Genomic DNA, 26,137 nt, shown 5'->3' on the forward strand with positions numbered 1-26,137 from the left:
CCGCGCCGCGCGGTGGCCTTGCCGCGCACGCCTGCGCGGCCGACTCTGCTTGCATCCGTCATGAAACTCCATCCATTCGCGCTGGCGGCCCTGGCCGCCATGGCGCCCGCTGTCGCCCAGGAAGACAGCCCCCGCACCGCCCTGGGCCTGGTCACCGTCCAAGGCGGCACCGCCACCTCGCTGCCCACCGTCATCCCCACCACGCTGGAAGGCCTGACCGCCGCCGACATCGCCCGCAGCATCAACGCCACCGACGCCGAGGACGCGCTGAAGTACCTGCCCAGCCTGCTGGTGCGCAAGCGCTACCCCGGCGACTACAACCATGCCGTGCTGTCCACCCGCGCCTCCGGCACCGGCAACAGCGCGCGGGCCCTGGTCTTCGTGGACGGCATCCCGCTGGCCAACCTGCTGGGCAATGGCGCCAGCTTCACGCCGCGCTGGGGCCTGGTGGCGCCGGAAGACATCGCGCGCGTGGACGTGCTGTACGGCCCGTTCTCCGCCGCCTACAGCGGCAACTCGGTCGGCGCCGTCGTGGACTACCAGACCCGCCGCCCGCAGCGCTTCGAGGCCCATGCCGAGGCCGGCCTGTACGAGCAGCGCTGGCGCTACGGCAGCGACGACGCGCGCTACCAGGGCCGCCACGCCAGCGCGTCGCTGGCCGACCGCGCCGGCGACTGGAGCTGGTCGCTGGGCCTCTCGCGCCACGACAACGAGGGCCAGCCGCTGACCTTCCCGACCCGCGCCGTCGCCACCACCGCGCCCGCCGCCAACGCGGTGCCGGTCACCGGCGCCGTCGCCGGCCAGGACCGCTTCGGCCAGCCCTGGTGGCTGCTGGGTTCTGCCACGCAGATGCACACGGTGCAGGATCAGGCGCGGCTGCGCCTCGCCTGGCAGGCCACGCCCGAACTGCGCGCGCAATTGCTGGGCGGCCTGTGGCGCAACACGGCCAATGCCACCAGCCAGAGCTGGCTGCGCGACGCCGCCGGCCAGCCGGTGTTCAGCGGCCCCATCAGCATTGCCGGCCGCGGCTACACGCTGGCCGCCAACGAGTTCGGGCTGACGCGTGACGAGGCCGAGCACCGCCTGCTGGGCGCCACGCTGAAGCGCACGGTGGCCGACGGCCTGAACTGGGAGCTGGCCGCCAGCCACTTCGACTACGCCAAGGACCGCAGCGCCCAGCCGCTGGCGCGCACCGGCGGCCCAGGCCGGGTCACCCGGCTGGACGGCAGCGGCTGGACCACGCTGGCCGCCAAGGCCTCGGCCGGCGGCTGGGAGGGCGGCGTGCAGCGCGAACACCATGTCTGGCGCCAGCGCGTGGACAACGCAAGTGAGTGGCGGACCGACGGCACGTTGACGCCGTTCACCGCGTTCAACGGCGAGACCACGCTGACCAGCGCGTTCGCGCAACGCGTGATGGAGCTGCGCACCGACCTGCGCGCCGTGTTGGGCCTGCGCCACGAGAGCTGGCGCGCCGACCACGGCAGCAAGACCGCGTCCACAGGCCAGACCGTGGGCTATGCCGCGCGCCTCGAGACCGAGCTGTCGCCCAAGGCCGCGCTGGGCTGGGCCGCCAGCGATGCGCTGGACCTGCGCGTCAGCATCGGCCGCGCGGTGCGCTGGCCCACCGTGGGCGAGCTGTTCCAGGGCGGCGTCAGCAGCACGGGCGCCTATGTCGAGGGCGACCCCGTCACCAACCCCGGCCTGAAGGCCGAACGCGGCTGGACGCGCGAGCTGTCCGCGCTGTGGCATGCCGAAGCCGCCGAGCTGCGCGCCACCGTGTTCCACGAGAACACGCACGACGCGCTGTACAGCCAGTCCACCGTCATCAACGGCCGATCGGTGTCCAGCGTGCAGAACATCGGGCGCATCGAGACGCTGGGGCTGGAGCTGGCCGGCCGCGGCGAGATGGCCAAGGCCTGGCGCTGGCAGGCCAGCCTGACCTATGCGGACTCCACCATCCAGGAGAACGCCGGCTTCGTCGCCGCGCCGGGCGATACGGTGGGCAAGCAGCAGCCGCGCGTGCCGCGCTGGCGCGCCAGTGCGCTCATCAGCTACGCAATCACTCAGGCGCTGGACGCGTCGTTCGGCGCCCGCTACGGCAGTTCTCAGTACGGCAACCTGAACAACGCCGACTTCAACGGCATGGCCTACCAGGGCTTCAGCCGCTACCTGACGGCGGACGTGAAGCTGAACTGGCGCATCACGCGGCAGTGGAGCGCCAGCCTCGGCGTGGACAACATCAACGACGCCGAGTACTGGAACTTCCATCCCTACCCGGGGCGCACGGTGCTGGCGAATGTCCGTTTCGACCTGTAAAAACAGTCCAATGAATTAGCGGGGGCCGGCCGGGGTTGATCGCGGCATCGTTCACGGCCGCAGCCCCGATGATTCATCCCGTCACCAGTGCACGGCCCCCGGCAACGCTGCGGCCCCTGGCGAGACGGCGCGCGCGCCGTCCGCGACGCTACGGAAACGTGGAGCCAGTCCTCGCGATGCGGCGCGCCCTGACTGGGGATGGGCTGCAAGGCGAAAACCGCAGCCATAGCCCGGCTATGGCGAGGATTTGCAACGCCGCAGAGCGCCCCAGGCAGGGATGCGCCGCTCGCGGGGGACTGGCTTCGCGTTTCCCACAGGCCTGCGTTGCGTCACCCGCGAGGGTGTCGCCAGATTGGCCGCCTGCGCTGTGATGCACGCCGCAGCCCCACGTCTTCGCAAGAAGATGTCCCGGGCGGTGTGAGGCGCTCTTGCGCCCCGACGGCTGTTGCCGGCGGGGCTTCTTTCTTTTCAACGCATGGCGACGATGCCGCCTTCGCGCGTGTGCGCCAGCAGGAAGAGCCCCGCCTCGCGGCGCTCGCCGCTGCTGACCTGCACATCCACCATGCAGGCTCCGCCCACATCAGTGGCGCGCACCAGCCGCGTCTGGCGCTTTGCCGGTGCCCGGCCCAGGCGCTCGATCAGCTCGCGGTAGACCGCCTGGCGGCCCGGCTCGCCGGCGGCGCCGAGGCTGCCCTGCATCGCGAACTGCGCCGTCAGGCCCCAGGCGTCGCTGGCGTTCCAGCTGGCATCGAAGTCATCCAGCCGCTGCTGCAGCGCAGCGCGGTCCTCGCACGGCGACGTGGCCGCGAAAGCGGCATCGGGCAGGGCCAGCACGCCGGCGGCGACGATGGCCACGGACGACACCAGCGCATAGAACAGGCCTGCTTGAGAGGTGAAGCGCTTCATGAGGTTCTCCAGAGATGGGTTCAGCGGGCCACGGGCGCGATGGGCTCGGGCACCTTGTTGCGGATGGCGGGCAGGCTTTGCAGGTAGGCGAACACGGCCTTGAGGTCGTCGTCCGTCATCTGGCTGTAGACGGGGATGGGCATGGGCGGCAGCACGGGTCGGCCGCGGCCCAGGTGGCGGCCGGTGCGCATCGTCTGCAGGAAGTCGTTCTCGCTCCAGCGGCCCAGGCCGGTCTCCAGGTCGGGCGTCAGGTTGGCCGAGAAGCTCAGGCCCCAGGGGCCGGAGTAGGCCGTGCCGGTGGCGGCGATGGTCACCATCCACGGGCCGGCCGGCGGCGCCACCGGTGCGGTGATGACGAAGCCCTCCGGGTGGCCCGACAGCGCCCGCGCGAGGTCGGGCTCCGGGCCATGGGCGCCCTTCTTCAGTGGCGTGTGGCAGTCCGTGCAGCCGCTGGTGTTGACGAGGTAGCGGCCGCGCTCGACGCGGTCGGCCGCCTGCGCGCCGCCGGCCAGCAGCGCGAGCAGGGGAATGAGGATCTTCATCAAGGGTTCTCCGGTTTGAAATGGCGGGCCAGCAGTGCCAGGCCCAGGGCGTCGACCTCGCGGGTGCCCAGGGGCGGCATCTGCTGGTAGGGGTTTCGCGTGCCGGCGCGGCGCAGCACGGCGGCGCCATCCACTGACACGGGTGCGGCGCCCACATCCAGCGCCAGCCGCAGCGGCACGGGCACGCCGCCGTCGAAATGGCAGTGCGCGCAGTTGCCGTGCAGATAGCCGCGCGCGGCGTGCTCGGCCGCGCTGGCGGCAATGAAGTCGGGCGCCTGCGTGGCCCAGGCGGCGGGGGCGTTCTTCAGCAAGCCGTCGCGCAGCAAAGCCGGTACGGCCGGCCCCAGCTGCAGCGCGGCGAAGCCCAGCACCGGGCTGCGCGCGCCGCCGTGGCAGGCGATGCAGTCGCCGGTGGACGGCACGTCGTAGCGCCGCCCGCCGGGCAGCGTCAGCTGCAGGCCGCGGGCCGGCGCGCGGACGGCGTCATCACCCTGCCAGACGTAGCTGGCGAAGGTCCAGCGGCCATCGGCCTCCCGCGTGATGACGCGGGTCTCGACCGGCTGGCCGGCCACGCTGAACTCCTTCCACAGCCGCGTGCCAGCGGGAAAGCGCCAGGCGTCCGGCTGGGCCGCGTCCACCTGCGCGCCCGGCGGCAGCGCGATCCAGCGCCGCTTGGCGGCGCCGTCGCTCCACAGCGCAAAGCGCGGCTCGAACGCACTCACCGCCGCCCCATCCAGGCCGGTCTGGCTCAGGCGATCGGGCAGCCCGGCGCGCACCGCGGAGGCGGCGAGCAGCAGCAGGAGGACGGCGAGGCGTTGCATGGGCCGGCACTGTGCCGAGCGCGTCTGCCGCGGCCATCGCCCCGACGAGCCAATGTGAGGAATACCAAGGAGCCATGACCGAGGTCATGGCATGGCTCTTCGGGGCTGGCCCGTTGGGGCGATGGCAGCGGCGGCGCCCGCCGGAACACTGGCGGCCTCAACAGGAGCACCGCATGACCCACCCCGCCCGCCTCGACCTCTACGCCCACATCCACAAGGCCCTGCGCCTATTCATGACCGACACGCTGCAGCAGCTGGGCCGCATGGATATCGACGACCCGCTGGACCTGGCCACCGCGCTGGCCCAGCTGGACGCGCTGCTGGACGCCGCCGCCCACCACGTGGAGAAGGAGAACACCTACATGCACCCGGCCATCGAGGCCCGCCGCGCCGGCGCCAGCGCCGCCATCGAGGCCGAGCACGAGGAACATCTGGACGCCATCGCCACGCTGCGGGCCGAAGGCGCCGCGCTGCGCGCCATGCCTTCACCCGCCGCGGCGCAACGGCTGTACCGCCGCTTCGCCGGCTTCGTCGCGCACAACTTCGAGCACATGGCCGTGGAGGAGAGCCGCCACAACCAGGCGCTGTGGGCGGCCTACACGGACGCGGAGCTGTTCGAGATCCACGGCCGCATCCTGGCCAGCATCGGCCCGCGCGAGATGGGCGACGTGCTGCGCTGGATGATCCCGGCGCTGTCACCGGCCGAGCGGGCGCTGGTGGTCGGCGGCATGCCAGCCGCCGTGCAGGCCCCGGTGCTCGCGTCGGCCCGCGCCTGGCTCAACGACACGGCCTGGGCCAAGCTGTGCCGGGCGGTGGGTCAGCCCAGCGCGCCCGGCCTGGTCGCCGCCTGACGCTGACTGTTCCACCACGCCGCGGCCTCACCCCGCGAGTTCAGGCCCAGCTTGTCGAGGATGTTGGCCACATGCCGCTTGACGGTGTGGGGGCTGAGGTCCAGCGCGCGGGCGATGTGCTTGTTGCTCGCGCCGGCGGCGATCTGCGCGATGACCTCGGCCTCGCGCTGCGACAGACGCTCGTCGGCCGGCGCTACCGGCAGCACTTCCTGCGTCGCCGGCCTCAGCGCATCGGCCCAGCCGCGCAGGCGGGCCAGGTCGCCGGTGTCCAGCAGATCGCCCCAATCCTCGCCGGCCACGCGCAGCAGCCGCGGCACCACCCACATCAGGCCGCCGGGCTCGCGCCGCGCGAGGGCCGGTGCCAGCGCCTGCGCCGCACCGGCACGGTCGCTCTGCTCCAGCAGCGCCTCGGCCAGCAGCAGCCGGGCCTCGGCCAGCTGGCCCAGCAGATCGCCGCTCTCGCCGTCGGCCAGCAGGCCACGCCAGGCGGCAATGGCGTCGGCACGCCGCCCCTCCAGCGCCGCCAGCTGGGCCTGCAAGCCCAACAGCGGCCGCGGGCGGTAGGGCATGACGAGATCGTTCAGATCGGCCCCCAGCCGCGCCAGGCGCGCCAGCCCTTCGGTCAGCGCCGCGCGGTTGCCGCAGGCCGCGGCCATGCGCGACATGAAGAACGTGGCATGCCATTCACCCCAGATGCCGTAGCCCGGCACATGCTCGGCCAGACGCAGCCGCATCAGCTCCAGCGCCGAGTCGTGCTGGCCGGCGATCAGGTCCAGCATCGCGTGCAGGGCCTGGCCATGGTTGCGCGCAATGATGAGGCGGCCGAACCAGGCCGCGTCGGACTCGGCGCGCGCCAGCCACTGCCGTGCATCCGGCAGGCGCCCCTGCCAGAACAGGTTCCAGGCCTGGGCCATGTGGGCGTTGACGCCGAATGGCAGCGCCCGGTCGCCCAGCACCTGCATCGCGCCGCGGTACCAGCGGTCCACGGGCAGCGCCATGCCGGCGCAGCTGATCTGCCGCGGCGCTGGCGAGCCGGTGTACCAGGCCTCCAGCGACGTCGACTGCTCCAGCTCCGCGACGAGCGCCTCGAACAGCGGCGCAACCGCATCGAAACGGCAGCTCTCCAGCGCATGCCAGGTGCGGCCCAGCAGCGACATGCGGCGCAGTTCGCCGGACAGCGCGAAGGGATCGAGGTCGCGCAGCAAGGCCTCAGCCTCCTTGAGCCGGCCCTGCGCGATCAACAGGATGCTGCGGTGCGCGCGCGACGCGCGCAGGCCGGCGTCGTCGCCGCGCGCCTCGAACAGCGCCTCGGCGCGGCTCAGATGCCATTCGGCCTGCTGCGCCTCCCACAGCACCCACAGCGCCAGTGCCTTCACGCGGTGCAGCTCGGCGTTGGTGTCGGCGAAACCGGCATCGAAGCGGCGCGTCAGGTCCAGCAGGCCTTGCGCGCCCAGCTGGTTCATCAGCAGCGCGCCGTCGGCCAGCAGCAGCTCGGCGGCGCGCTCGGGGCGGCCGGCGGCCAACAGCAGGCCCTGCCGGCGCATCGCGTCGGTCTCCAGCATCGCGGCCCGCTCCAGCAGCTCGCGATGGACGTCGGGCTGCTCCTGGCGCAGCCGCTGCCGCAGCATGTTGCGGAACATCTGGTGCAGCCGCAGCGTGTGCGGTGCCAGATCCACGACGGTGACGAACAGCGACAGCCGCTCGATCTCGGCCAGCCAACCCGGCACGTGGGCGCCTTCGCCCAGCGCCTGGCAGCGCGCGACGTCCAGTTCGTACAGCACGCTGCTGCGCAACAGGAAGCCGCGCAGGCCGGCATCCAGCCGGTCCAGCACCTCGGCGGCCAGGTAGTCGAAGGTCGCGCGGTCGATGGCCGCGGGCAGGCGCTGGCCCTGCTTCATGCCCAGCACCAGACGCACACCGGCCGGCCAGCCCTGGCAGCGCTCGTACAGGCCGGCGGCGGCCTCGCCGTCCAGGCCCGCCGTGTGGGCCAGTCGCTCGACCTCGTCGCGCGCCAGCGCCAGTTCGGCCGGGCCCAGGTCGGCCAGTTCGCCCGTGGCGCGCAGGCGGGCCAGGCGCAGCGGCGGCTCGTGCCGTGCCGACAGCACCAGCCGCCAGCGCCAGCCCATGCGGGCCAGCCAGCGGTCCAGGAACTGCACGGAAGCAGCGTCCTGCAGGTGGTGGACGTCGTCCAGCACGATGAGCCCGCGCTCGACCTCGCAGGCCTCCAGCGCGTTCAGCATCGCATCGGCCACGGCGGTGATCTCGCCGCCGCCCCGCAGCGCCGCATCGCGCAGCCCCTCGGGCGCCGTGCGCCACGGTGGGTCGAAGGGTTCGAAGGCGGCGAACAGGCAGTCCAGCAGCCGTCCCAGGTCGTCGCCCTCGTCCAGCGCCACCCAGGCGATGGCGGTGTCGCGCCCCCGGGCGGCAAGCGCCTGCGTCAGCAGCGCCGTCTTGCCATAGCCGGCGGGCGCATTGATCAGCAGCACGCGCTGCTCGGCCAGCGCCCGCTCGACCTGCGCCAGCAGTCCCGGCCGGGGCAGCAGCAAGCCCTCGCGGGGCTGGGGGGCACGGGTCTTGGTGTGGGCGAGGGCCATGGCGCGAAATGATAGGGGGCGCCCCCTGCCTCTACCCCCCGGACCGCGGGGGCCACGGGGCCGTCGCCGCTAACGATTGCCTAACGGGTGCTCCAGAGACTGGCGCGGCTTGAAAGAGGAGTCCTCCATGACCATCGCTCGCCGCCTGCTTGCCTCCGCCCTGCTCTGCACCACGCTGGCCGCCCAGGCCCAGCAAGGCGCCGACCTGGCGTTCACCTTCACCGACTTCACGACCTGGACGCTGTTCGGCAACGCCACGGCGCAGAACGACACGCCGGGCAACGGCTTCACCTACAGCAACCTCATCCTGACGCCGCCGGCCAGCGGCGGCGGCATGAGCGGCGCCGGCTTTGCGCCCGGCGCGCTGGCGCTGGACTTCAACCAGTCGTTCAGCTTCAACTTCCACTTCTTCATCCCCGTCAGCAGCGAGCTGCGCGGCGACGGCCTGACCTTCACGCTGAGCGATGTCGCCGGCCTGGGCAACGCGGGCTCCGGCCTGGGCTACGAGGGCCTGAGCAGCCGCAGCATCGCGCTGGCCATCGACACCTTCCATTTCGACGGCAAGCCGGTGTCGCCCAGCCTGCAGATCCTGTCCGGCGGCTCGGTCACGCCGCTGGCCGCCACCGAGACCGGCCTGGGCGACGCGATCCGCGACCCCAACTACCAGTGGTACGCCTCGCTGAGCTTCGCCCCCTCGGGGCTGGACGACCACGCCGGCACGCTGACCGGCACCATCGAGCACCTCGATCTGGGTACGTTCACCGTCAGCGCGGCGGTCAGCTTCGCGGACCTGGGCCTGGTGGGCGAGCCCGTGTACTTCGGCTTCACGGCCGCCAACGGCCTGGCCACGGACAGCCACTTCGTCACCAGCGCGATGCCGGTGCCCGAGCCGGGCACCTGGGCCATGCTGCTGGCCGGCCTGGTGCTGGTGGGCGGCACCGCCAGCCGGCGGCTGCGCTCACGCTGATCCGATGGACAACAGCTGCTCCAGCCGCTGCTCGCGCAGCCCGTAGAAGCGCTTGATCTCGGCGATCTGCGCCAGCAGCTCGGGCCGGCGCGCGGCCAGCGCCTCGGCCGCGGCGCCTTGTGCCTTCACTGCCAGGATCATCTTGTTCTTGCTGGTGTGCTCCAGCGCGATGAACTCGAACACCTGCGTGCGGTAGCCCTGGCTCTCCAGCAGCAGCGCGCGCAGCGAGTCGGTCACCATCTCGGCCTCCTGGCCCAGGTGGATGCCATGCTGCAGCATGGGCCTGAGCACGGCCGGCATCGTCATCTGCGGGCGCAGCTCCTTGTGGCAGCAGGGCGAGCTCATGATGACGCGGGCGCCAGACTGCAGACCCACGTGCAGCGCGTGGTCTGTCGCGATGTCGCAGGCGTGCAGCGCGATCATCACGTCCAGCGGCTGCACGGGCTGCGTGCGCACATCGCCCTGATCGAAGCGTATGCCCTGGAGCTGCTCGTTGGCGATGACGGCCGCGCACAGCCTGACCATGTCGTCGCGCAGCTCGATGCCGGTGACGCGCGGTGCCAGGCCTTGCGCCTGCAGCCAGTCGTGCACGGCGAACGTCAGATAGCCCTTGCCGGAGCCGAAGTCGGCCACGCGCACGGGGCCTTGCAGCTGCGCCTCGTCAACGGCGGACGACAGGATCTCGACGAAGCGGTTGATCTGCTTCCATTTGCGCGCCATCGCCGGCACCAGCGCCGGCTGGCCCTTCACGAGATGCGTCAGCCCCAGCGCCGACCAGACCGGGTGGGCCATCTCCAGCGGGCGATGCTTGGCCTTGTCGTGCGCGGCCGGTGCCGGCGCTTCGGCGTCGCTGCCTGCATCCAGGCGGGTCACGCGCAAGGTCTCGCGGCCCTTGCGGCTGACGGCGAACTGCACCTCTTCGGAAGCCGTGTGCAGGTGGGCGTTGCGAAAGCGCGCGCCCAGCAGCGCGGCGATCTCGGCCAAGCCGGCCTCAGGCGCATGGTTCTTCGTGACGTCCTTCGTCCGGTGGCGCCACAGGAAAGTCAGTGCTGGCTCACCGCGCAGTTCAATGGCGCGCACGGTCAGGCGCTCGACATCCTCATCGTCGCCAACCGGGCCCGAGAGCAGCAGCTTGCCGAACTGGCCGCCGGCCAGCGCAAGGCGGATCAGGTGCAGGAAGCGCTCATGCGCGGGCGCGGTCTGCGCGGGAGGTGGGGTGATCAGGCTCGTGAACATCGAGCCGGATTGTCTCAAGCGTGGCTGATCAGCCCCCGCGCTTCGGCAGAGTCCAGATGCGGCAAGGTATTGAACGTGACGAGATGGAAGCGCTCGCGGTTGTAGGCCAGCTCGGTCAGCGACGCATTGCGCAGCCGCAGGTTCAGCTCCACCAGGCTCTCGGGCGGCGCCTGCAGCACATGCGCCACCGCCGTCGAGATCGGGCCACCGCTGGACACCACCAGCACCTGCCGGCCCACGCCGACGGCCAGCACGCGCGCCAGCGCATCGACGATGCCGGCGTGGAAGTCCACATGGGCCGGCATGCCCTGCGGCTGCGACTCGCCACGCATCCACGCGAGCAGCCCCGTGCGCAGCAGCCGGAAATGCTGCTTGACCGTCTCCGGGTCGGTGGGCTTGGCCAGCGGCTCCGGGTGAACGGCGCGCACGACGGCCTCGCTGTCGTACTCGTTCAGGCCCGGCAGCGCGATGGCGGGCAGCTCCTCGCCATAGCCCTCGACGATGCCGGCCAGCGACTGCGCATGGCGGCGCAAGGTGCCGGTGAACACCGCATCGAAGCGCTGGCCGCGCTCGCGCCAGTAGGCGCCCAGCAGCCGGCATTGCTCGTGGCCCTTGGCGCTGAGCTGGTCGTAATCGGCCGCGCCGAAACTGGCCTGGCCGTGACGGACGAGGTAGAGGCTTCCCATGCAGCGCATCATCACCGCGGGCCCCGCCGGTGCTTGTCGCGCAGAAGACGACAACGCCCGCCGCCGTTCGGCGACCGGGCGCAGGCCAGGCCCCTCGAGCGGGTGGCGAACGCGTGCCACGCACGTAACGATTCGCCGCAAAGGCCGGCAGGCCCGTGCAATGGGCTTAGAGTCGGCCAGCGGGCCGGGCGGCCCGTCGCGCATCGACCCGGAGCGGGAATGTCGGCCTTCCACAGTTCCAAGCCACCCAGGCGCCCTGTCAGGACCACGCTGCGAGGCGCGCGGTCGCGAGACCTAGGCCTGCGCGCCAGCGGCCATACCGATCCGCGCTGGTACCGGCAGCTGTTCCAGGCCAACCCGCTGCCCATGTGGGTCTATGACCTCGAAACGCTGCGCTTCCTGGCCGTCAACGAGGTGGCGTGCCAGAAATACGGCTACACGCGCGACGAGTTCCTGGCGATGACCATCCGCGACATCCGCCCGCCGGAGGACATCGGCGCCGTGGAGCAGTCGGTGCGCCTCACGCCGGCCCAGGTCTTCAGCAGCGGCGTTTGGCGACATCGGTTCAAGGACGGCACGATCATCTTCGTGCTGATCACTTCACATGAATTGCGCTACGAAGGCCGCCCTGCCCGTTTCGTCGCGCCGCTGGACGTGACCGGGCGCGTGCGCGCCGAAGCCGCGCTGCAGGAGAGCGAGGCTGCGCTGCGCCGCGCGCAGGGCATGGCCAAGCTCAGCCACGTCGTGAGCCGCCCGGACGGCAGCTTCGAGCGCTGGTCGGAGACGCTGCCGGTGCTGGCCGGCTATGCGCCGCAGGACATGCCAGTCACGACGCGCGACTGGATGAACCGCGTCGTGCATCCGGACGACCGCGCGATGTATCGAAGCAAGAGCCTGGCGGCCGCGCGGAACCGGTGCAAGGTCGAGATCGAGTACCGCATCGTGCGCCCGGACGGCGCCATCGTGCACATCGCGCAGGTCAACGAACCGGCCGAGACGTCCAGCCTGGAAGGCGGCGGCCTGCGCTGGTTCAGCACGCTGCAAGACATGTCCGCCCAGAAGCGGATCCAGGCGGCCATCCACGATCTCAACACCCGGCTCGAGCAGCGGGTGGCGGAGCGCACGGCCCAGTTGGAGGCCACCAACCGGGATCTCGTCGCGGCCACACGGGCCGCCGAACGCGCCAACCAGGCCAAGAGCGAGTTCCTGAGCCACATGAGCCACGAATTGCGCACCCCGCTGAACGCCATCCTCGGGTTCTCGCAGCTCCTCGCCCAACCCGGCCATGGCTACGATGCCGACCGCCAGGCGGTCTTCAACGGCCACATCCACAAGGCGGGCGAGCATCTGCTGAAGCTCATCGGCGACATGCTCAACCTGGCGCAGATAGAAGCCGGCAAGCTCAGGCTGAACCTGCAGCTGCTGCCACTGAAGGCCCTGCTGTCGGCATGCGAAGCCATGGTCATGCCGCAGGCCGAGTCGCACGGCCTGCGGCCCCGCTTCGACGTCCCGCCGGAGGACCTGCTGGTGGTGGCCGACGGCACCCGGCTCAAGCAGGTGCTGCTGAACCTGCTGTCCAACGCGATCAAGTACAACCGACCGGGGGGGCCTCTGGAACTGCGCGTGCTGCCGGGGGGTCGCGAGCATGTGCGCATCGAGGTGCGGGACGGCGGCGAAGGGTTGACGCCAGCCCAAGTGGGCCAGCTTTTCGAAGCCTTCAATCGCCTGGGGCGCAGCCGCGACGGTGACGACGCCGCCGAAGGCACCGGCCTCGGGCTGGTCGTCACGCGGCATCTGGTCGAGCAGATGGGCGGCCGCATCGGCGTCGACAGCCAGCCCGGCGTCGGCAGCTGCTTCTGGGTCGAGTTGGCCCGAGGCCGGGCCGCGGACTTCGACGCCGGCACCGAGGCGTCACCCGATGCCGCAGCGGGGGCGCCGCAGGCCCGCACGGTCCTGCTCGTGGAAGACGACCCGTCCAGCCAGGAACTGGTCCGGACGCTGCTGGGCACGCGCCCCGACCTGCGCCTCGTCATCGCGAGCAATGGCCGCGAAGGCATCGCGCTGGCGCTGGCCCACGAGCCGCAGGTCATCCTCATGGACAACCGCATGCCGGAACTCACGGGCCGCCAGGCCCTCGAATTGCTCGGCGGGGATCTCCGCACGGCCGCCATCCCCGTCATTGCCATCAGCGCCGCGACGCAGCCCCCATCCGCCGGCGAAGCCGAGCCGTTCAAGGCGTTCCGCCGCATCGCCAAGCCCTTCTTGAAAGACGACCTGCTCGGCGCGATCGACGCCGCGCTGCTGCCGCACCGCGAGCCCTGACGAGCAAGCCGCCGGCGCAGGCCGCGAGAATGCGGCCCATGCTGCTGCGCCAAGCCACCCGCGCCGACACCGCCGAACTCTGGCGTGTGCGCTACGCCGTCACCGAGAACACGCTGACCCCGGGCCGCATCTCCGATGCCGAGTTGCACGCCTACCTCGAGGACCATGGCCGCGGCTGGGTCGTCGAACTCGAACCCGGCCGCCTTGCCGGCTTCGCGATCGGGGACGCCCGCGACGGCCACATCTGGGCCATGTTCGTGGACCCGCCGCTGCACGGCAAGGGACATGGCCGCCAATTGCACGACGTCATGGTGGCCTGGCTGTTCGAACAAGGCCACGCGCGGCTGGACCTGGGCACGCAGCCCGATTCACGGGCCGAGGCCTTCTACCGCCGCGCCGGCTGGCGGCCCACCGGCGAAGGCCTGGATGCGCACGGCGACCGCCGCTTTGAACTGTTGAAGAAAGACTGGAATCCCCATGCTTGAGACCCATGTCATCGAGACCGCCCCCAACCCGCGTACGACCCTCATCGTGCTGCACGGGCTGGGCGCCGACGGCTACGACTTTGTGCCCATCTGCGGCGAACTGAACCTGACCGCCATCGGCCCGATCCGCTATGTGTTCCCGCACGCGCCGCAGCGCCCGGTGACCATCAACAACGGCTATGTGATGCGGGCCTGGTACGACATCCGCGTCACCGACCTCGTGCGGGAGGAGGACGAGGGCGGGCTGCGCGAGTCGCAGCAGATGATCGCGGCGCTGATCGATGCCGAACGCGAGCGCGGCATGCCTGCCAACCGCATCGTGCTGATGGGCTTCTCGCAGGGCTGCGCGATGACGCTGATGACGGCGCTGCGCTATCCCGAACGCCTGGGCGGCGCGGTGGGCCTGTCGGGCTATCTGCCGCTGGCCGGCACCGCGACGGCCGAGCGCCATGCGGCCAACGCCGACCTGCCCATCTTCATGGCCCACGGCCGGCAGGACCCCATCGTGCCGCATGCGCGCGGCGCCGCCAGCCGCGACGCGCTGCGCGCGCTGGGGCATGACGTCGAGTGGCACGACTACCCCATGCCGCACTCCGTGTGCGCGGAAGAGATCGCCGACCTGAACGCCTGGCTGCTGAAGCAACTGGCCTGAGTTGACCCTGCTGTTTCCCGGGTCGTCGCATGCGGCGTCGGGGATGATCGATGAGTCATGGAGCGCCTGGCCGAACAGATCGTTGACTGGCACAACCGCCACCCCCTCGCACGCCGCATCGGCGTGGAGGATGTGCACACCATCGGTGTGGTGGCCCTGCCCTTCGTGCGCACGTCCGCCGAGGCCGGCGGCTTCGTCGAGCCGGTGCTGACCGACGCGGTCAGCGCCTTCGACGAACTGCATGGCTCGCCGCCGGCCTCGCGCGGGGCGGTCTGGCTGCAGCGGCTGAAGGAGTTGCCCGCACGGCTGCCGCAGCTGCTGGGGCGGGGCAAGCGCACGCAATGGCGCGCCTTCAACGAGAAGTTCATTCCCGGCCTGAGCCCGGCGCGCATCGAGGCCTTTGCGCTGGCACACGGCTTTGCCGAGGCGCCGGCCACGCCGGACACGCGGCCCTGGCGCGTCATCGTCATCGACGAGGCGCTGGCCGCCAAGCGCGGCGGCTGGCCGTTCGAGTTGTATCTGATGAGCGCCGGCGTGGATGTGGGCGGCGCCCGCACGCGCGTGCTGTCGGGCCGCGGCATTCCGTCGGAAATCGTCGGCAGCCGGCTGTGGCATCCGGTGCGCGTGGGCATCGCGGCCGCCGTGCTGCTGGTGCCCGCCGCGGTGGCAGCCTGGCTGCTGTGGCCGCGCAGCGCGCCCGCGCCCGTGCCGCCGGCACCTGCCGCAGCGGCTTCTGCGGCGTCGATGCCTGCGCCCGGGCCGCTGCCGTCCGCCCCAGCGGTGATGGCGCCCGCATCGGCGGCGGCCTCCGCGCCGGCATCCGAGACGTCAGCGTCAGCTCCGGCAGCGGCATCGGCCGCAGCGTCAGCGGTTGAAGCGGCCGCCAGCGATGCACCGACACCCGACATCCGCCCGCGCCTGGTGGAGCGCGCCGATGGCAAGCGCCTGCCGCCCCTGGGCGGCGGCAAGCCGCCGGAATCCGTGGTCGAGAAGCCCGTCGAGAAGGCACCCGCGACGCCGGTCGAAGCACCCGCCAAGACCACCGAACCCGCCAAGGCGGAGCCGCCCGACCCGCGCCTGGCCCGCATGGCCGAAGCCCCCGGCACTCAAGCCGTCGCGCTGGTGGGGCCGGCCGGCAGCAAGGCCGACGCCGAGGCGCTGCTGGTCAAGATGAAGGCCGGGCTGGTGGGCGTGCACAGCAACCCGGACGCCCTGCAGGCCGATGTCATCAAGACGCCCGAGGGCTGGCGCGCCACCGTGTGGCCCTTCCCCAGCCGCGAGCAGGCCCAGCTCATCAACGCGACGCTGGTCGCGCGCGGGCTGAAGACCAAGGCGGTGAACTTCTAACGCCGGCGGATGACGAAGGCGCGCTTGTCGCCCGCGTCGAAGCCGCAGCGCTCGTAGAAGGCCCACACGGCGGGATCCTTGCGGCTGGTGGTCAGCACGACCTTGTAGCAACCCGCGGTCAGCGCCTGGTCGACGGCATGGCGCACGACGGCCTGGCCATGGCCTCGCCCGCGGTGCTCGGCATGCGTGACGACGTTCTCGATGACGCCATAGCTGCTGCCGCCGCGCGTCAGGTTGGGAATGACGGCCAGGTTGCAGCTGGCGATCAATGCATCGCTGACAAAGAGGCCAAAGTGGCGCATGCCGGGGTGCGCGAACACCGCCCGCACCGCCTCGGCGGTGGGTGGCACATCACCGGCGTTCAGGTGCTGGTAGAGCGCCACAAGGGCGTCGGCATCGCCGACGCCCAGGTCGCGGATCGCGACCGTCGCCGTCACTTCACTTCCAGCTTCATCGTGTTGGCGATGAAGGCCAGGATGTCGCTGCGCTCCTCAATGATCTTGGACGTGGGCTTGCCGGCGCCGTGGCCGGCATTCACCTCGATGCGGATCAGCTTGGGCGCCGGGCCGGTGTCGGCGGCCTGCAGCGCGGCGGCGTACTTGAAGCTGTGCGCCGGCACGACGCGGTCGTCGTGGTCGGCCGTCGTGATCAGCACGGCCGGGTACTTCGCGCCGCTCTTGATGTTGTGCAGGGGCGAGTAGGCGTGCAACGCCTTGAACATCTCCGGGCTGTCGGCGCTGGTGCCGTAGTCCGTGGCCCAGGCCCAGCCGATGGTGAAGTGCTGGTAGCGCAGCATGTCCATCACGCCCACCTGCGGCACGGCCGCGGCGAACAGGTCGGGGCGCTGGTTGGCGACGGCGCCCACCAGCAGGCCGCCGTTGGAACCGCCGTTGATGGCCAGCGTCGCCGGGCTGGCGATCTTCTGCTTCACCAGCCACTCGCCGGCGGCGATGAAGTCGTCGAAGACGTTCTGCTTCTTCAGCTTGGTGCCGGCCTCATGCCAGGCCGAGCCGTACTCGCCGCCGCCGCGGATGGACGCGCTGACGTAGACGCCGCCCATCTTCAGCCAGCTGGCCGCCGTGACGCCGTAGCCCGGCGTGATGTTCACGTTGAAGCCGCCATAGCCGTACAGCAGCGTGGGGTTGCTGCCATCCAGCTTCAGGCCCTTCCTGGCGGCGATGAAGATGGGGAAGCGCGTGCCGTCCTTGCTGGTGACGAACTCGCGGCGCGTCTCGAACTCGTCGGCGTTGAAGGCCGTCTTGGGCTTCTTGAACAGCTCGATCTTGCCGGTCTTCACGTCGTAGCGATGGATCTCGGCAGGCGTGGTCAGGCTGGTGTAGCTGAAGAAGGTTTCCTGGTCGTCCCAGCGGCCGCCGAAGCCGCCGGCCGAGCCGATGCCGGGCAGCTTCACATCGCTGAGGCGCTTGCCGTCGGCGCCGTGCACGCGCACCAGCGTGGCCGCGTCGTTCAGGTAGCTCAGCAGGAAGCGGCCGCCCACGGCGGAGGCGCTGGTCATCGCATCGGGGCCTTCGGCCACCAGCGTCTTCCAGCCGGCCGGCGCTGGGTTCTTCAGGTCGATGCTGATGAGCTTGCCGCGTGGAGCGCCCTTGTCGGTGCGCACGATGAGCTTGCCGCCGGTGACGGCAACGGGGCTGTACATCGCGTCGAAGTCCAGCGTGATGGGCTGGGGCTTGCCGCCCGCGAACGCGCCCTTGGGCAGCGGCAGCACGATCAGGCCGTTCTTGCTGCCGGCGCTCTTCCAGACGCTGATCAGCAGCAGCTGGCCGTCGTCGGACACGTCGGCGCCAAAGCCCCATTCCTTGTCATCGCGGTTCTCGGTGACCAGCACGTCGTCGCTCTGCGACGTGCCCAGGCGGTGGTAGTAGAGCTTCTGGAAGTAGTTGGCGCCCTTGAGTTTCTCGCCCTCCTTGGGCGCGTCATAGCGCGAGTAGAAGAAGCCCTTGCCGTCGGCCGTCCAGGCCGCGCTGCTGAACTTCACCCAGTCGATCTTGTCGTCCAGGTCCTTGCCGGTGGCGAGGTCGCGCACCTTCCAGGTCTGCCAGTCGGAGCCGGCGCCGGCGACGCCGTAGGCCAGCAGCTTGCCGTCGCGCGACGGCACCAGGCCGCTGAGCGCCACCGTGCCGTCCTTGGAGAAGCCGTTGGGGTCCAGTGCGACGACCGGCGCGTCTTTCAGCGACGCCGCGGTGTAGATGACGTTCTGCTGCTGCAGGCCGTCGTTGCGGCTCCAGAAGTAGCGCCCACCTTCCTTGAAGGGGATGCCGAAGCGCTCGAAGTTGTAGAGCTCGGTGTAGATGCGGCGCGCCGGCAGGCGCTGCGGCATGGCTTCGAGGAACTTGTCGGTGACGACGTTCTGCGCGGTGACCCAGGCCTTGGTCTCGGCGCTGTTGTCGTCCTCCAGCCAGCGGTAGGCGTCGGCGACGGCCGTGTCGTGATACGCGTCGATCTGGTCGACCTTGCGCGTGACGGGGTAGGTCAGCGACTGGGCGTGGGCGGCAGTGGTCAGCATGGCCGCGAGGGTAACGGCGGTCAGGGCGAGCTTCATCGTGCGAAGTCCTGGGTTCAAGAAGGGGCGGATTGTCTACGCGCTTCTTGAACTGGCCGATGGTCACCTCGGGTTTAACCCAGCGGCACCCGTGGATCCGGCTTTGCCGGGCCACGCGGTACGCCCCTCGAGGGGCCGGCGAAGCCGGTAGGGGTGGACTAACTTCTGTAGTCGGCGTTGATGGTCACGTAGTCGTGGCTGAGGTCGCAGGTCCAGACGGTGGCGCTGGCCGCGCCGCGGTTCAGGCCGATGCGGATGGTGATCTCGGTCTGCTTCATGACACGCTGGCCGTCTTCCTCGCGGTACTCGGGCCGGCGGCCGCCCCGCGTGACGACGTGCACGTCGTCCAGGTGCAGGTCGATCAGGCCCTGGTCCAGGTCGCCAATGCCGGCATAGCCCACCGCCGCCAGGATGCGGCCCAGGTTGGGGTCGCTGGCGAAGAACGCGGTCTTGACCAGCGGCGAGTGGGCGATGGCGTAGGCCGCCAGCTTGCACTCGGCCTCGTCGCGGCCGCCTTCCACGGTGATGGTGATGAACTTGGTCGCGCCCTCGCCGTCGCGCACGATGGCCTGGGCCAGTTCCTGCGCCAGCGCAATCAGCGCCTCGCGCAGCGCCTTCGCGTCGGCGCTGTCCAGCGACGTGATCTCGGCATGCGCCGCCTTGCGGCTGGCGATCAGCAGGAAGCAGTCGTTGGTGGACGTGTCGCCGTCGATGGTGATGCGGTTGAAGGACGCGTCGGCGGCCTCCTTCACCAGGGGCTGCAGCAGTGCGGGCGCGATGTTGGCGTCGGTCGCGACAAAGCCCAGCATGGTCGCCATGTTGGGGCGGATCATGCCGGCGCCCTTGGAGATGCCGCTCAGCGTCACCGGCACGCCGCCAATGGTGATGCGGCGCGACGCCGCCTTGGGCAGCGTGTCGGTGGTCATGATGCCCGCGGCGGCCTCGCCCCAGTTGTCGCCCTTCAGCGCGGCCAGCGCGGCGGGCAGGCCGGCGGTGATGCGGTCCACCGGCAGCGTCTCCATGATGACGCCGGTGGAGAACGGCAGCACCTGCTCGGGCGTGCAGCCGATCAGGCCGGCCAATGCCTTGCAGGTCTCGCGGGCGCGAGCCAAGCCGTCGGCACCGGTGCCGGCGTTGGCATTGCCTGTGTTGATCAACAGCGCGCGGACGGCCGAACCGCCGGCCAGGTGTTCGCGGCAGACCTGCACCGGTGCGGCGCAGAAGCGGTTGGTCGTGAACACGCCGGCGACCGCCGCGCCCTCTTCAAGCGCGATGACGGTCAGGTCGCGCCGGTTGGCCTTGCGCACCCCCGCCATCGTCACGCCGAGGCGCACGCCCGGCACGGGCAACAGGGTGGCGGGATCGGGGGCGGTGAGATTGACGGGCATGGCGCGCTCGGTGGGAGTCAGGGAAAGCGCGGGGATTCTAAGGAAGCGTTGAACAAGTCTCCGCGATGCAGCGCGCCGCGGTTGGGATGGGCCGCAAGGCGCAAAGCGGAGCCGGGTTGAACACCCGGCGAGCATTTGCAACGCAGCGGATCACCCAAAGCGGGGATGCGCTGCGCGCGAGGGACTTGTTCAGCGCTTCCAAATGCAAAAAGGCTCCCGAAGGAGCCTTTGCAAGAAGCCGTGAAGCGGCGCTGCCGATCAGCGCGGCAGACGGCGACGCGCGATCAGGCCGATGGCGCCCAGGCCGGCCAGGAACAGCGCGTAGGACTCGGGTTCGGGCACGGCGGCCAGCGGCGTGGCGACGACCAGGTCTTGCAGCGTGGAATTGCTCAGGCGGGTCAGCTCGTACTTGGCCGGGCCGGTGTAAGCCAGCGCATTCGACAGGAAGCTGTTGGCCAGCGTGCTGACGGCCACGCTGTTGGCGTCCGTGCTGGTCAGCTTGAAGCTGCCAGAAGAGAAGTCCATCGTGGTCCCGGTCTCGCGCACCAGTTCCCACAGCGCGAGCTGGAAGGCGGCCTTGTCGTTGTAGGTCGACAGGCTGGCGTAGCTGGTGGAGAACAGGGCCTGCAGATGCTGGGCTTGCACGCCGGTGAAGCCGCCCACGTCGTACTCGCGCGCGATGCCGGCGCGGCCGTTGCCCTGGCTGGGTTCGATGCAGTAGGCCAGGAAGCTTTCGTTCGTTGCGACGTAGGTGTAGTTCAACGCGGTCGTCGAGTAGCCGCTGGTTGTGGCCGTACCGTCAGCGGTGCTCAGCTTGACGCCGGCTGCATCAACGCCTTGCCACTTGATCGTGATGGCCTCAGCGGCCTGGGAGGCCAGCAGTCCGAGGCTCAGAAGGCTGGAGACAACAATGCTCTTCATGGGAGGGTTCCGGTTCTGTAAGGGCTCAGGCCTTGTTGCGGCGACGGAAGGTGGAGGCGCCCGCGCCCACCAGGGCCAGCGCAGCCAGCGCGATGCTGCCGGGCTCGGGCAGTTCCAGCGCGGCGGCATAGCCCTGTCCGGACTTGTCGGCATAGCTGATGCCGGCGATCTGGAGCTGCCATTCACCGGCGCTCAGCTGCCGGGTGCCAAAGGCCCACTGCTCAAAGCCGCCATCAGCGACGTCCCAGTCGATGGCGATCGTTTCGGCCCAGCCCAGGCCTGTATCGCCGACACGGCGCAGGATGACGGACTGGATATCGATCAGGGGCAGCCCCCCCGCTTCGGAGCCGGTGTTCAGCATGCCGCTGACCCAGGTGTTGCTGCTCAGCGAGAAGCTGTAGATGTCCTCGAAGCTCTGACCGAAACCCGTGGGGTCCTGGTGCGTGTAGTTGCTGTAGCTGACCGTACCGGCCGACGCGCTGGTGGCCAGGGCGATTGCTGCGGCTGCAAACAGGGCTTTCATTCTGGACTTTCTGATACTTCTATCGGGGAAACCCTTGACGGGGCGACTTGGGTTGCACTCTAGGGGGGTGGCGCTGGCCCAGGCACCCCCCATGCGTGTGGCCCTGGGGTCTCTCCGTGCTCAAACGCACGCTTTCCCCCCCACATGGGTGGGCCTTGCAGCGTGGCTGCACCAATGAAAACGGGCCGGCAAAGCCGGCCCGTGACGGATTCACGCCTGACGAAATCAGGCCAGCTTGCCGTGGCAGAGCTTGAACTTCTTGCCGCTGCCGCAGGGGCAGGGGTCGTTGCGGCCGATGTGGCCGAACCGCTCCAGCAGAGTGGCAGGGTCAACGTCCTGGCTGATGGAGCCATCCTCGTTGGGGTGCTGGTAGGTCACGTTGGAGACGGACTCGGCCCGGCGCTCCATCGCCTCGGCGGCCTGGCTGGCCTCTTCCTGCGACTGGATGCGCACGTTCAGCAGCGTGCGGGTGACTTCCATCTTCACCAGGTCCAGCAGCTGCGAGAACAGCTCGAAGGCCTCGCGCTTGTATTCCTGCTTGGGATTCTTCTGCGCATAGCCGCGCAGGTGGATGCCCTGGCGCAGGTAGTCCAGCGCGGCCAGGTGCTCGCGCCACCGCTGGTCGATGCTCTGCAGCAGCACCATGCGCATGAACGGGTTGAACTGCTCGATGCCGACGCGGTCCAGCTTGGTCTGGAACAGCTCGTCGCCGGACTTGATGACCAGCTCCAGCACTTCCTCGTCGGTGATGGAGTCGCTCTTCTTGACCAGCTCGGACAGCGGGATGTCCAGCTGCCATTCGTCCTTCAGCACCTGCTCCAGGCCCGGCAGGTCCCACTGTTCCTCGACGCTTTCGGCCGGCACGTAGGTGCGGACCACATCGGTCAGCGTGGACGCGCGCAGCGACGCGATCTGCGCCACCAGTTGGTCCGCCTCAAGGATGTCGTTGCGTTGCTGGTAGATGACCTTGCGCTGGTCGTTCGACACGTCGTCGTACTCCAGCAGCTGCTTGCGGATGTCGAAGTTGCGGGCCTCGACCTTGCGCTGCGCGCCTTCGATGGAACGCGTGACGATGCCGGCCTCGATGGCTTCGCCCTCGGGCATCTTGAGCCGGTCCATGATGGCGCGCACGCGCTCGCCGGCGAAGATGCGCATCAGCTGGTCGTCCAGCGACAGGTAGAAGCGCGAGGAGCCCGGGTCGCCCTGGCGGCCGGCACGGCCACGCAGCTGGTTGTCGATGCGGCGGCTCTCGTGGCGCTCGGTCGCGATGATGCGCAGGCCGCCCTCGGCCTTGACCTTGTCGTGCAGGCCTTGCCACTCGTCCTTGAGCTGCTGGATGCGCGCGGCCTTGTCGGCCTCGGCGATGGACTCGTCGGCCTCGATGAACTGGATCTGCTTCTCGACGTTGCCGCCCAGCACGATGTCGGTGCCGCGACCGGCCATGTTGGTCGCGATGGTGATGACGCCCGGGCGACCGGCCTGGGCGACGATCTGCGCTTCCTTCTCATGCTGCTTGGCGTTCAGCACGTTGTGCGGCAGCTTGGCCTGGTTCAACAGGTTGGAGATCAGCTCCGAGTTCTCGATGGACGTGGTGCCCACCAGCACCGGCTGGCCGCGCGTGTGGCAGGCGCGGATGTCCTCGATGACGGCGGCGTACTTTTCCTTGTCGGTCTTGTAGACCAGGTCCAGCTCGTCCTTGCGGATGGTCGGCCGGTTCGGCGGGATGACGACGGTCTCGAGGCCGTAGATCTCCTGGAACTCGTAGGCCTCGGTGTCGGCCGTGCCCGTCATGCCGGACAGCTTGCCGTACATGCGGAAGTAGTTCTGGAACGTGATGGAGGCCAGCGTCTGGTTCTCGGCCTGGATCTGCACGCCTTCCTTGGCCTCGACGGCCTGGTGCAGGCCATCGCTCCAGCGGCGCCCCGACATCAGGCGGCCGGTGAACTCGTCGACGATGATGACCTCGCCGTTCTGCACGACGTAGCTCTGATCCTTGTGATAGACGTGGTGGGCCCGCAGCGCTGCATTCAGGTGATGCATCAGCGTGATGTTGGCCGCGTCGTACAGGCTGGCGCCTTCGGCGATCAGGCCGGCCTGCGCCAGCAGCGCCTCAGCGTTCTCATGGCCGTCTTCGGTCAGGTGGATCTGGTGGGACTTCTCGTCCACCGTGAAGTCGCCCGGCTCGATGACGCCCTCGCCCGTGCGCGGGTCCAGTTCGCCGATCTGCTTCTTCAGGCCAGGAACGATGCTGTTGATCTTCAGGTAGACGTCGGTGTGGTCGTCGGCCTGGCCCGAGATGATCAGCGGCGTGCGCGCCTCGTCGATGAGGATGGAGTCCACCTCGTCGACGATGGCGTAGGACGTGCCGCGCTGCACGCGGTCGGCCGTCTCGTAGACCATGTTGTCGCGCAGGTAGTCGAAGCCGTACTCGTTGTTCGTGCCGTAGGTGACGTCGGCGGCGTAGGCGGCCTGCTTCTGCTCGCGCGGCATCTGCGGCAGGTTGATGCCCACCGAAAGGCCCAGGAAGTTGTAGAGCTTGCCCATCCACTCGGCGTCGCGGCGCGCGAGGTAGTCGTTCACCGTGACGACGTGGACGCCCTTGCCCGTCAGCGCGTTCAGGTAGACCGGCAGCGTGGCCATCAGCGTCTTGCCTTCGCCGGTGCGCATCTCGGCGACCTTGCCGGCGTTCAGCACCATGCCGCCGATCAGCTGCACGTCGAAGTGGCGCATCTTCAGCGCGCGCTTGCTGCCTTCGCGGCAGACGGCGAAGGCTTCCGGCAGGATCTGGTCGACGGTGGCGCCGTCCTTCAGGCGCTGCTTGAAGGACTCGGTCTGGGCGCGCAACTCGTCGTCGCTCAAGGCCTCGTACTTCGGCTCCAGCGCATTGATCTGCGCCACGGTGCGGCGGTATTCCTTGAGCAGGCGCTCGTTGCGGCTACCGAAAATCGACGTGAGAAGCTTGGGCAACATGCTGGATGTGGGGTGGGCGGGCGCCGTCAGGGCCGACGCGTGTCGGGCGAAGGCGCGAATCTGGGGGCGCGAAAGCGCATTGCAAGCAGGACTTGCCTGGGCCGCGCAAAAGCGGTGCAGTTTAGCAGCGCCCCCAATGCGGACCCGGTCGCCTGACTACACTGACGCCATGTCCCCGCCCCGCTATCTCGCCCCCAAGGGCCTGCGCGCCAGCGTGCCGGAACCCATGCCGGTCGCGCAGGCGCTGCGTGCGCATGACGGCCTGGTCCGGCTGGGCGAACGGCTGGAAGCGTCGCGGCGCCGGCTGCGCGTCATCGCGCCGGCGCTGCCCGGCACCCTGATGGCCAGCGTCCAGCCCGGCCCGCTGGACGAGGATGGCTGGAGCCTGTTGGTCGCGAACGCCGCGGTCGCGGCCAAGCTGCGCCATCTGCTGCCGCGCCTGGAAGGGCTGCTGACACAGGCCGGCCTGCCGGGCCGCATCCGCATCAAGCTGGCGCAGAAATAGGAAAAGCCCACTGCGGTGAAGCAGCGGGCTCTCTTTGGTGCCGGCTATCGGATTCGAACTGATGACCTACCGCTTACAAGGCGGTTGCTCTACCAACTGAGCTAAGCCGGCGAAAACAGGACGCGGATTCTAGCCCGCTCACGGACCGCGCTCGCGCGCGGATTCGCTATTTGATGCGCTTGAGCGTGGGGCGCGGGCCGCCACCGGGTGCATCGGGCGAAGGCGGGGTGTCATCGCCCTCATCGTCACCCGTCTCGCTGGCCAGGCGCAGGCCGCTTCGCCGCGGCTCGGACGCAACGGGCGCAGGCTGCACGACAGCGCCCTCGGCCAACGGCTCGGGCGCCGGGAAAGCCATGCCCTGCCCGTTTTCACGCGCATAGATGGCCACGACATGGTCCACCGGCACGATGATCTCGCGCGCCACGCCACCGAAGCGGGCCTTGAATTGGATGTGCTCGTTGCCGAGATCCAGGCCGCTGGTCGCGTCGAAGCCGATGTTCAGCACGATCTCGTTGTTGGACACGTACTCCATCGGCACCTGCACCGAACGGTCGACATGGACCGCGATGTAGGGCGTGAAGCCGTTGTCCGTGCACCAGTCATGCAGCGCGCGGATCAGGTATGGGCGCGTGGAGGTGCCACCACCTGCTCCACCTTCGCCACCTTGCGTTTTTTCCATCTACGACAGCGGCCCACTGAGGGCGCAATACGTCAATAAACCCAGCGACTGCCGCGGATCTGGCTTTGCCAGCCCGCAGGCAGTGCCCCCTCGAGGGGGCGCACGAAGCGCGTAGGGGGTGGGCCGATCAGCGGCGCATGACCTTTTCCGAGGGCGTCAGCGCCTCGATGTAGGCGGGGCGGCTGAAGATGCGCTCGGCGTACTTCAGCAGCGGCAGCGCGTTCTTGGACATGTCGATGCCGTAGTAGTCCAGGCGCCACAGCAGCGGAGCGATGGCCACGTCGAGCATCGAGAAGTCGTCGCCCAGCATGTACTTGTTCTTCAGAAAGATGGGCGCCAGCTGCGTCAGGCGGTCGCGGATCTGCGAGCGGGCCTTTTCCAGCTGCTTGTCGGTCGCCTTGACCGTCGTGCCACGGCCTTCGAGCACATTCACGTGGGCGAACAGCTCCTTCTCGAAGTTCAGCAGGAACAGGCGCACGCGGGCGCGAGCGACCGGGTCGCCGGGCATCAGCTGCGGATGCGGGAAACGTTCGTCGATGTACTCGTTGATGATGTGCGATTCGTACAGGATGAGGTCGCGCTCGACGAGGATGGGCACCTCGTTGTACGGGTTCATCAGTGCGATGTCTTCAGGCTTCGCGAACAGGTCAACGTCGCGGATCTCGAAGTCCATGCCTTTCTCGAACAGCACGAAACGGCAGCGGTGCGAGTAGGGGTCGGTGGTACCGGAGTAAAGGACCATCATGGCTTGGGCTCCCGAGGGGTCAGTCAATCAAAACACAGCGCAGCGGTGGCCGCGCTGAAAAAGCAAACGCAGTGGGTGGCTGAAAGCCCGCCCCACTGCGTGTTTGGCACCACCTTCG

At 69.7% G+C, this 26,137-nt stretch carries 22 protein-coding genes and 1 tRNA gene; 8 read left to right on the plus strand and 15 right to left on the minus strand.

Annotated elements, in window-relative coordinates:
* Positions 1-60: 60 nt before the first annotated feature.
* Positions 61-2,316: a TonB-dependent receptor gene (locus tag J2X21_RS13335; RefSeq protein ID WP_310329278.1), complete on the plus strand. Its 2,256-nt coding sequence runs from the start codon at positions 61-63 to the stop codon at positions 2,314-2,316.
* Between the two features lie 468 nt (positions 2,317-2,784).
* Here J2X21_RS13335 and J2X21_RS13340 read toward each other — a convergent pair whose 3' ends face one another.
* From J2X21_RS13340 to J2X21_RS13350, 3 genes are read right to left on the minus strand one after another with little or no spacing between them, the layout of a single operon-like run.
* On the minus strand, positions 2,785-3,222 hold the full coding sequence (locus J2X21_RS13340) for a hypothetical protein (RefSeq protein WP_310329280.1): 438 nt from the start codon (positions 3,220-3,222) through the stop codon (positions 2,785-2,787).
* 20 nt (positions 3,223-3,242) lie between these two features.
* The gene (locus J2X21_RS13345) at positions 3,243-3,764 is read right to left on the minus strand and encodes a c-type cytochrome (RefSeq protein WP_310329282.1); all 522 of its coding nucleotides are present in this window, start codon (positions 3,762-3,764) and stop codon (positions 3,243-3,245) included.
* Positions 3,764-4,585 (minus strand): hypothetical protein, encoded by an 822-nt coding sequence (locus J2X21_RS13350; protein WP_310329283.1) that lies wholly within the window; start codon positions 4,583-4,585, stop codon positions 3,764-3,766. The genes J2X21_RS13345 and J2X21_RS13350 overlap by 1 nt, the downstream gene beginning before the upstream one ends.
* Before the next feature lie 173 nt (positions 4,586-4,758).
* Between J2X21_RS13350 and J2X21_RS13355 the strand changes: the two genes are divergently transcribed.
* Positions 4,759-5,436: a hemerythrin domain-containing protein gene (locus tag J2X21_RS13355; protein ID WP_310329286.1), complete on the plus strand. Its 678-nt coding sequence runs from the start codon at positions 4,759-4,761 to the stop codon at positions 5,434-5,436.
* On the opposite strand, the gene J2X21_RS13360 is transcribed toward J2X21_RS13355, so the two are convergent.
* Positions 5,403-8,030, minus strand: a complete 2,628-nt coding sequence (locus tag J2X21_RS13360; protein ID WP_310329289.1) for a winged helix-turn-helix domain-containing protein — start codon at positions 8,028-8,030, stop codon at positions 5,403-5,405. The genes J2X21_RS13355 and J2X21_RS13360 overlap by 34 nt on opposite strands.
* A gap of 127 nt (positions 8,031-8,157) precedes the next feature.
* Between J2X21_RS13360 and J2X21_RS13365 the strand changes: the two genes are divergently transcribed.
* On the plus strand, positions 8,158-8,997 hold the full coding sequence (locus J2X21_RS13365; protein ID WP_310329291.1) for a PEP-CTERM sorting domain-containing protein: 840 nt from the start codon (positions 8,158-8,160) through the stop codon (positions 8,995-8,997).
* Here the strand turns inward: J2X21_RS13365 and J2X21_RS13370 are convergent.
* Together J2X21_RS13370 and J2X21_RS13375 are read right to left on the minus strand one after the other, a co-directional pair.
* Entirely contained in the window at positions 8,989-10,233 is a 1,245-nt protein-coding gene (locus tag J2X21_RS13370; protein WP_310329293.1) for a class I SAM-dependent methyltransferase, read from the minus strand. The genes J2X21_RS13365 and J2X21_RS13370 overlap by 9 nt on opposite strands.
* A 14-nt stretch (positions 10,234-10,247) precedes the next feature.
* Complete coding sequence (locus J2X21_RS13375) at positions 10,248-10,919, minus strand: histidine phosphatase family protein (protein WP_310329296.1); 672 nt, start codon at positions 10,917-10,919, stop codon at positions 10,248-10,250.
* Positions 10,920-11,138: 219 nt separating this feature from the next.
* Here J2X21_RS13375 and J2X21_RS13380 point away from each other — a divergent pair, with 219 nt between their 5' ends.
* From J2X21_RS13380 to J2X21_RS13395, 4 genes are read left to right on the plus strand one after another with little or no spacing between them, the layout of a single operon-like run.
* Complete coding sequence (locus tag J2X21_RS13380; RefSeq protein WP_310329299.1) at positions 11,139-13,241, plus strand: hybrid sensor histidine kinase/response regulator; 2,103 nt, start codon at positions 11,139-11,141, stop codon at positions 13,239-13,241.
* 38 nt (positions 13,242-13,279) lie between these two features.
* Positions 13,280-13,726 (plus strand): GNAT family N-acetyltransferase, encoded by a 447-nt coding sequence (locus J2X21_RS13385; protein WP_310329302.1) that lies wholly within the window; start codon positions 13,280-13,282, stop codon positions 13,724-13,726.
* Positions 13,719-14,378, plus strand: a complete 660-nt coding sequence (locus J2X21_RS13390) for an alpha/beta hydrolase (protein ID WP_310329305.1) — start codon at positions 13,719-13,721, stop codon at positions 14,376-14,378. The genes J2X21_RS13385 and J2X21_RS13390 overlap by 8 nt, the downstream gene beginning before the upstream one ends.
* Before the next feature lie 57 nt (positions 14,379-14,435).
* The gene (locus J2X21_RS13395; protein ID WP_310329308.1) at positions 14,436-15,725 is read left to right on the plus strand and encodes a hypothetical protein; all 1,290 of its coding nucleotides are present in this window, start codon (positions 14,436-14,438) and stop codon (positions 15,723-15,725) included.
* On the opposite strand, the gene J2X21_RS13400 is transcribed toward J2X21_RS13395, so the two are convergent.
* From J2X21_RS13400 to secA, 6 genes are all read right to left on the minus strand, one after another.
* Positions 15,722-16,162 (minus strand): GNAT family N-acetyltransferase, encoded by a 441-nt coding sequence (locus J2X21_RS13400; RefSeq protein ID WP_310329311.1) that lies wholly within the window; start codon positions 16,160-16,162, stop codon positions 15,722-15,724. The two genes, J2X21_RS13395 and J2X21_RS13400, sit on opposite strands and share 4 nt — an antisense overlap.
* Positions 16,159-18,288, minus strand: a complete 2,130-nt coding sequence (locus J2X21_RS13405) for a prolyl oligopeptidase family serine peptidase (protein ID WP_310329313.1) — start codon at positions 18,286-18,288, stop codon at positions 16,159-16,161. The genes J2X21_RS13400 and J2X21_RS13405 overlap by 4 nt, the downstream gene beginning before the upstream one ends.
* Positions 18,289-18,446: 158 nt before the next feature.
* Entirely contained in the window at positions 18,447-19,676 is a 1,230-nt protein-coding gene (gene argJ / locus J2X21_RS13410) for a bifunctional glutamate N-acetyltransferase/amino-acid acetyltransferase ArgJ (RefSeq protein ID WP_310329316.1), read from the minus strand.
* A gap of 258 nt (positions 19,677-19,934) precedes the next feature.
* A complete protein-coding gene (locus J2X21_RS13415; RefSeq protein ID WP_310329319.1) occupies positions 19,935-20,597 on the minus strand; it encodes a PEP-CTERM sorting domain-containing protein in 663 nt (220 codons plus the stop codon).
* Positions 20,598-20,622: 25 nt separating this feature from the next.
* Complete coding sequence (locus tag J2X21_RS13420) at positions 20,623-21,120, minus strand: hypothetical protein (RefSeq protein WP_310329321.1); 498 nt, start codon at positions 21,118-21,120, stop codon at positions 20,623-20,625.
* 225 nt (positions 21,121-21,345) lie between these two features.
* Entirely contained in the window at positions 21,346-24,090 is a 2,745-nt protein-coding gene (gene secA / locus J2X21_RS13425) for a preprotein translocase subunit SecA (RefSeq protein ID WP_310329323.1), read from the minus strand.
* Between the two features lie 169 nt (positions 24,091-24,259).
* Between secA and J2X21_RS13430 the strand changes: the two genes are divergently transcribed.
* Positions 24,260-24,595: a hypothetical protein gene (locus J2X21_RS13430; protein ID WP_310329325.1), complete on the plus strand. Its 336-nt coding sequence runs from the start codon at positions 24,260-24,262 to the stop codon at positions 24,593-24,595.
* Between the two features lie 35 nt (positions 24,596-24,630).
* On the opposite strand, the gene J2X21_RS13435 is transcribed toward J2X21_RS13430, so the two are convergent.
* The 3 genes from J2X21_RS13435 to J2X21_RS13445 all read right to left on the minus strand — a co-directional run bounded on the left by J2X21_RS13435 (position 24,631) and on the right by J2X21_RS13445 (position 26,019).
* Positions 24,631-24,706, minus strand: a tRNA-Thr gene (locus J2X21_RS13435).
* Between the two features lie 55 nt (positions 24,707-24,761).
* Entirely contained in the window at positions 24,762-25,274 is a 513-nt protein-coding gene (locus J2X21_RS13440; RefSeq protein ID WP_310329327.1) for a ClpXP protease specificity-enhancing factor, read from the minus strand.
* A 127-nt stretch (positions 25,275-25,401) separates the two neighbouring features.
* Positions 25,402-26,019 carry a glutathione S-transferase N-terminal domain-containing protein gene (locus J2X21_RS13445; protein WP_310329329.1) on the minus strand — a complete coding sequence of 206 codons (618 nt, stop codon included), beginning with the start codon at positions 26,017-26,019 and terminating at the stop codon, positions 25,402-25,404.
* Between the last annotated feature and the right edge of the window lie 118 nt (positions 26,020-26,137).

Origin of the sequence: Roseateles asaccharophilus (assembly GCF_031458115.1) — a bacterium.
Lineage (GTDB): Bacteria > Pseudomonadota > Gammaproteobacteria > Burkholderiales > Burkholderiaceae_C > Pelomonas > Pelomonas asaccharophilus_A.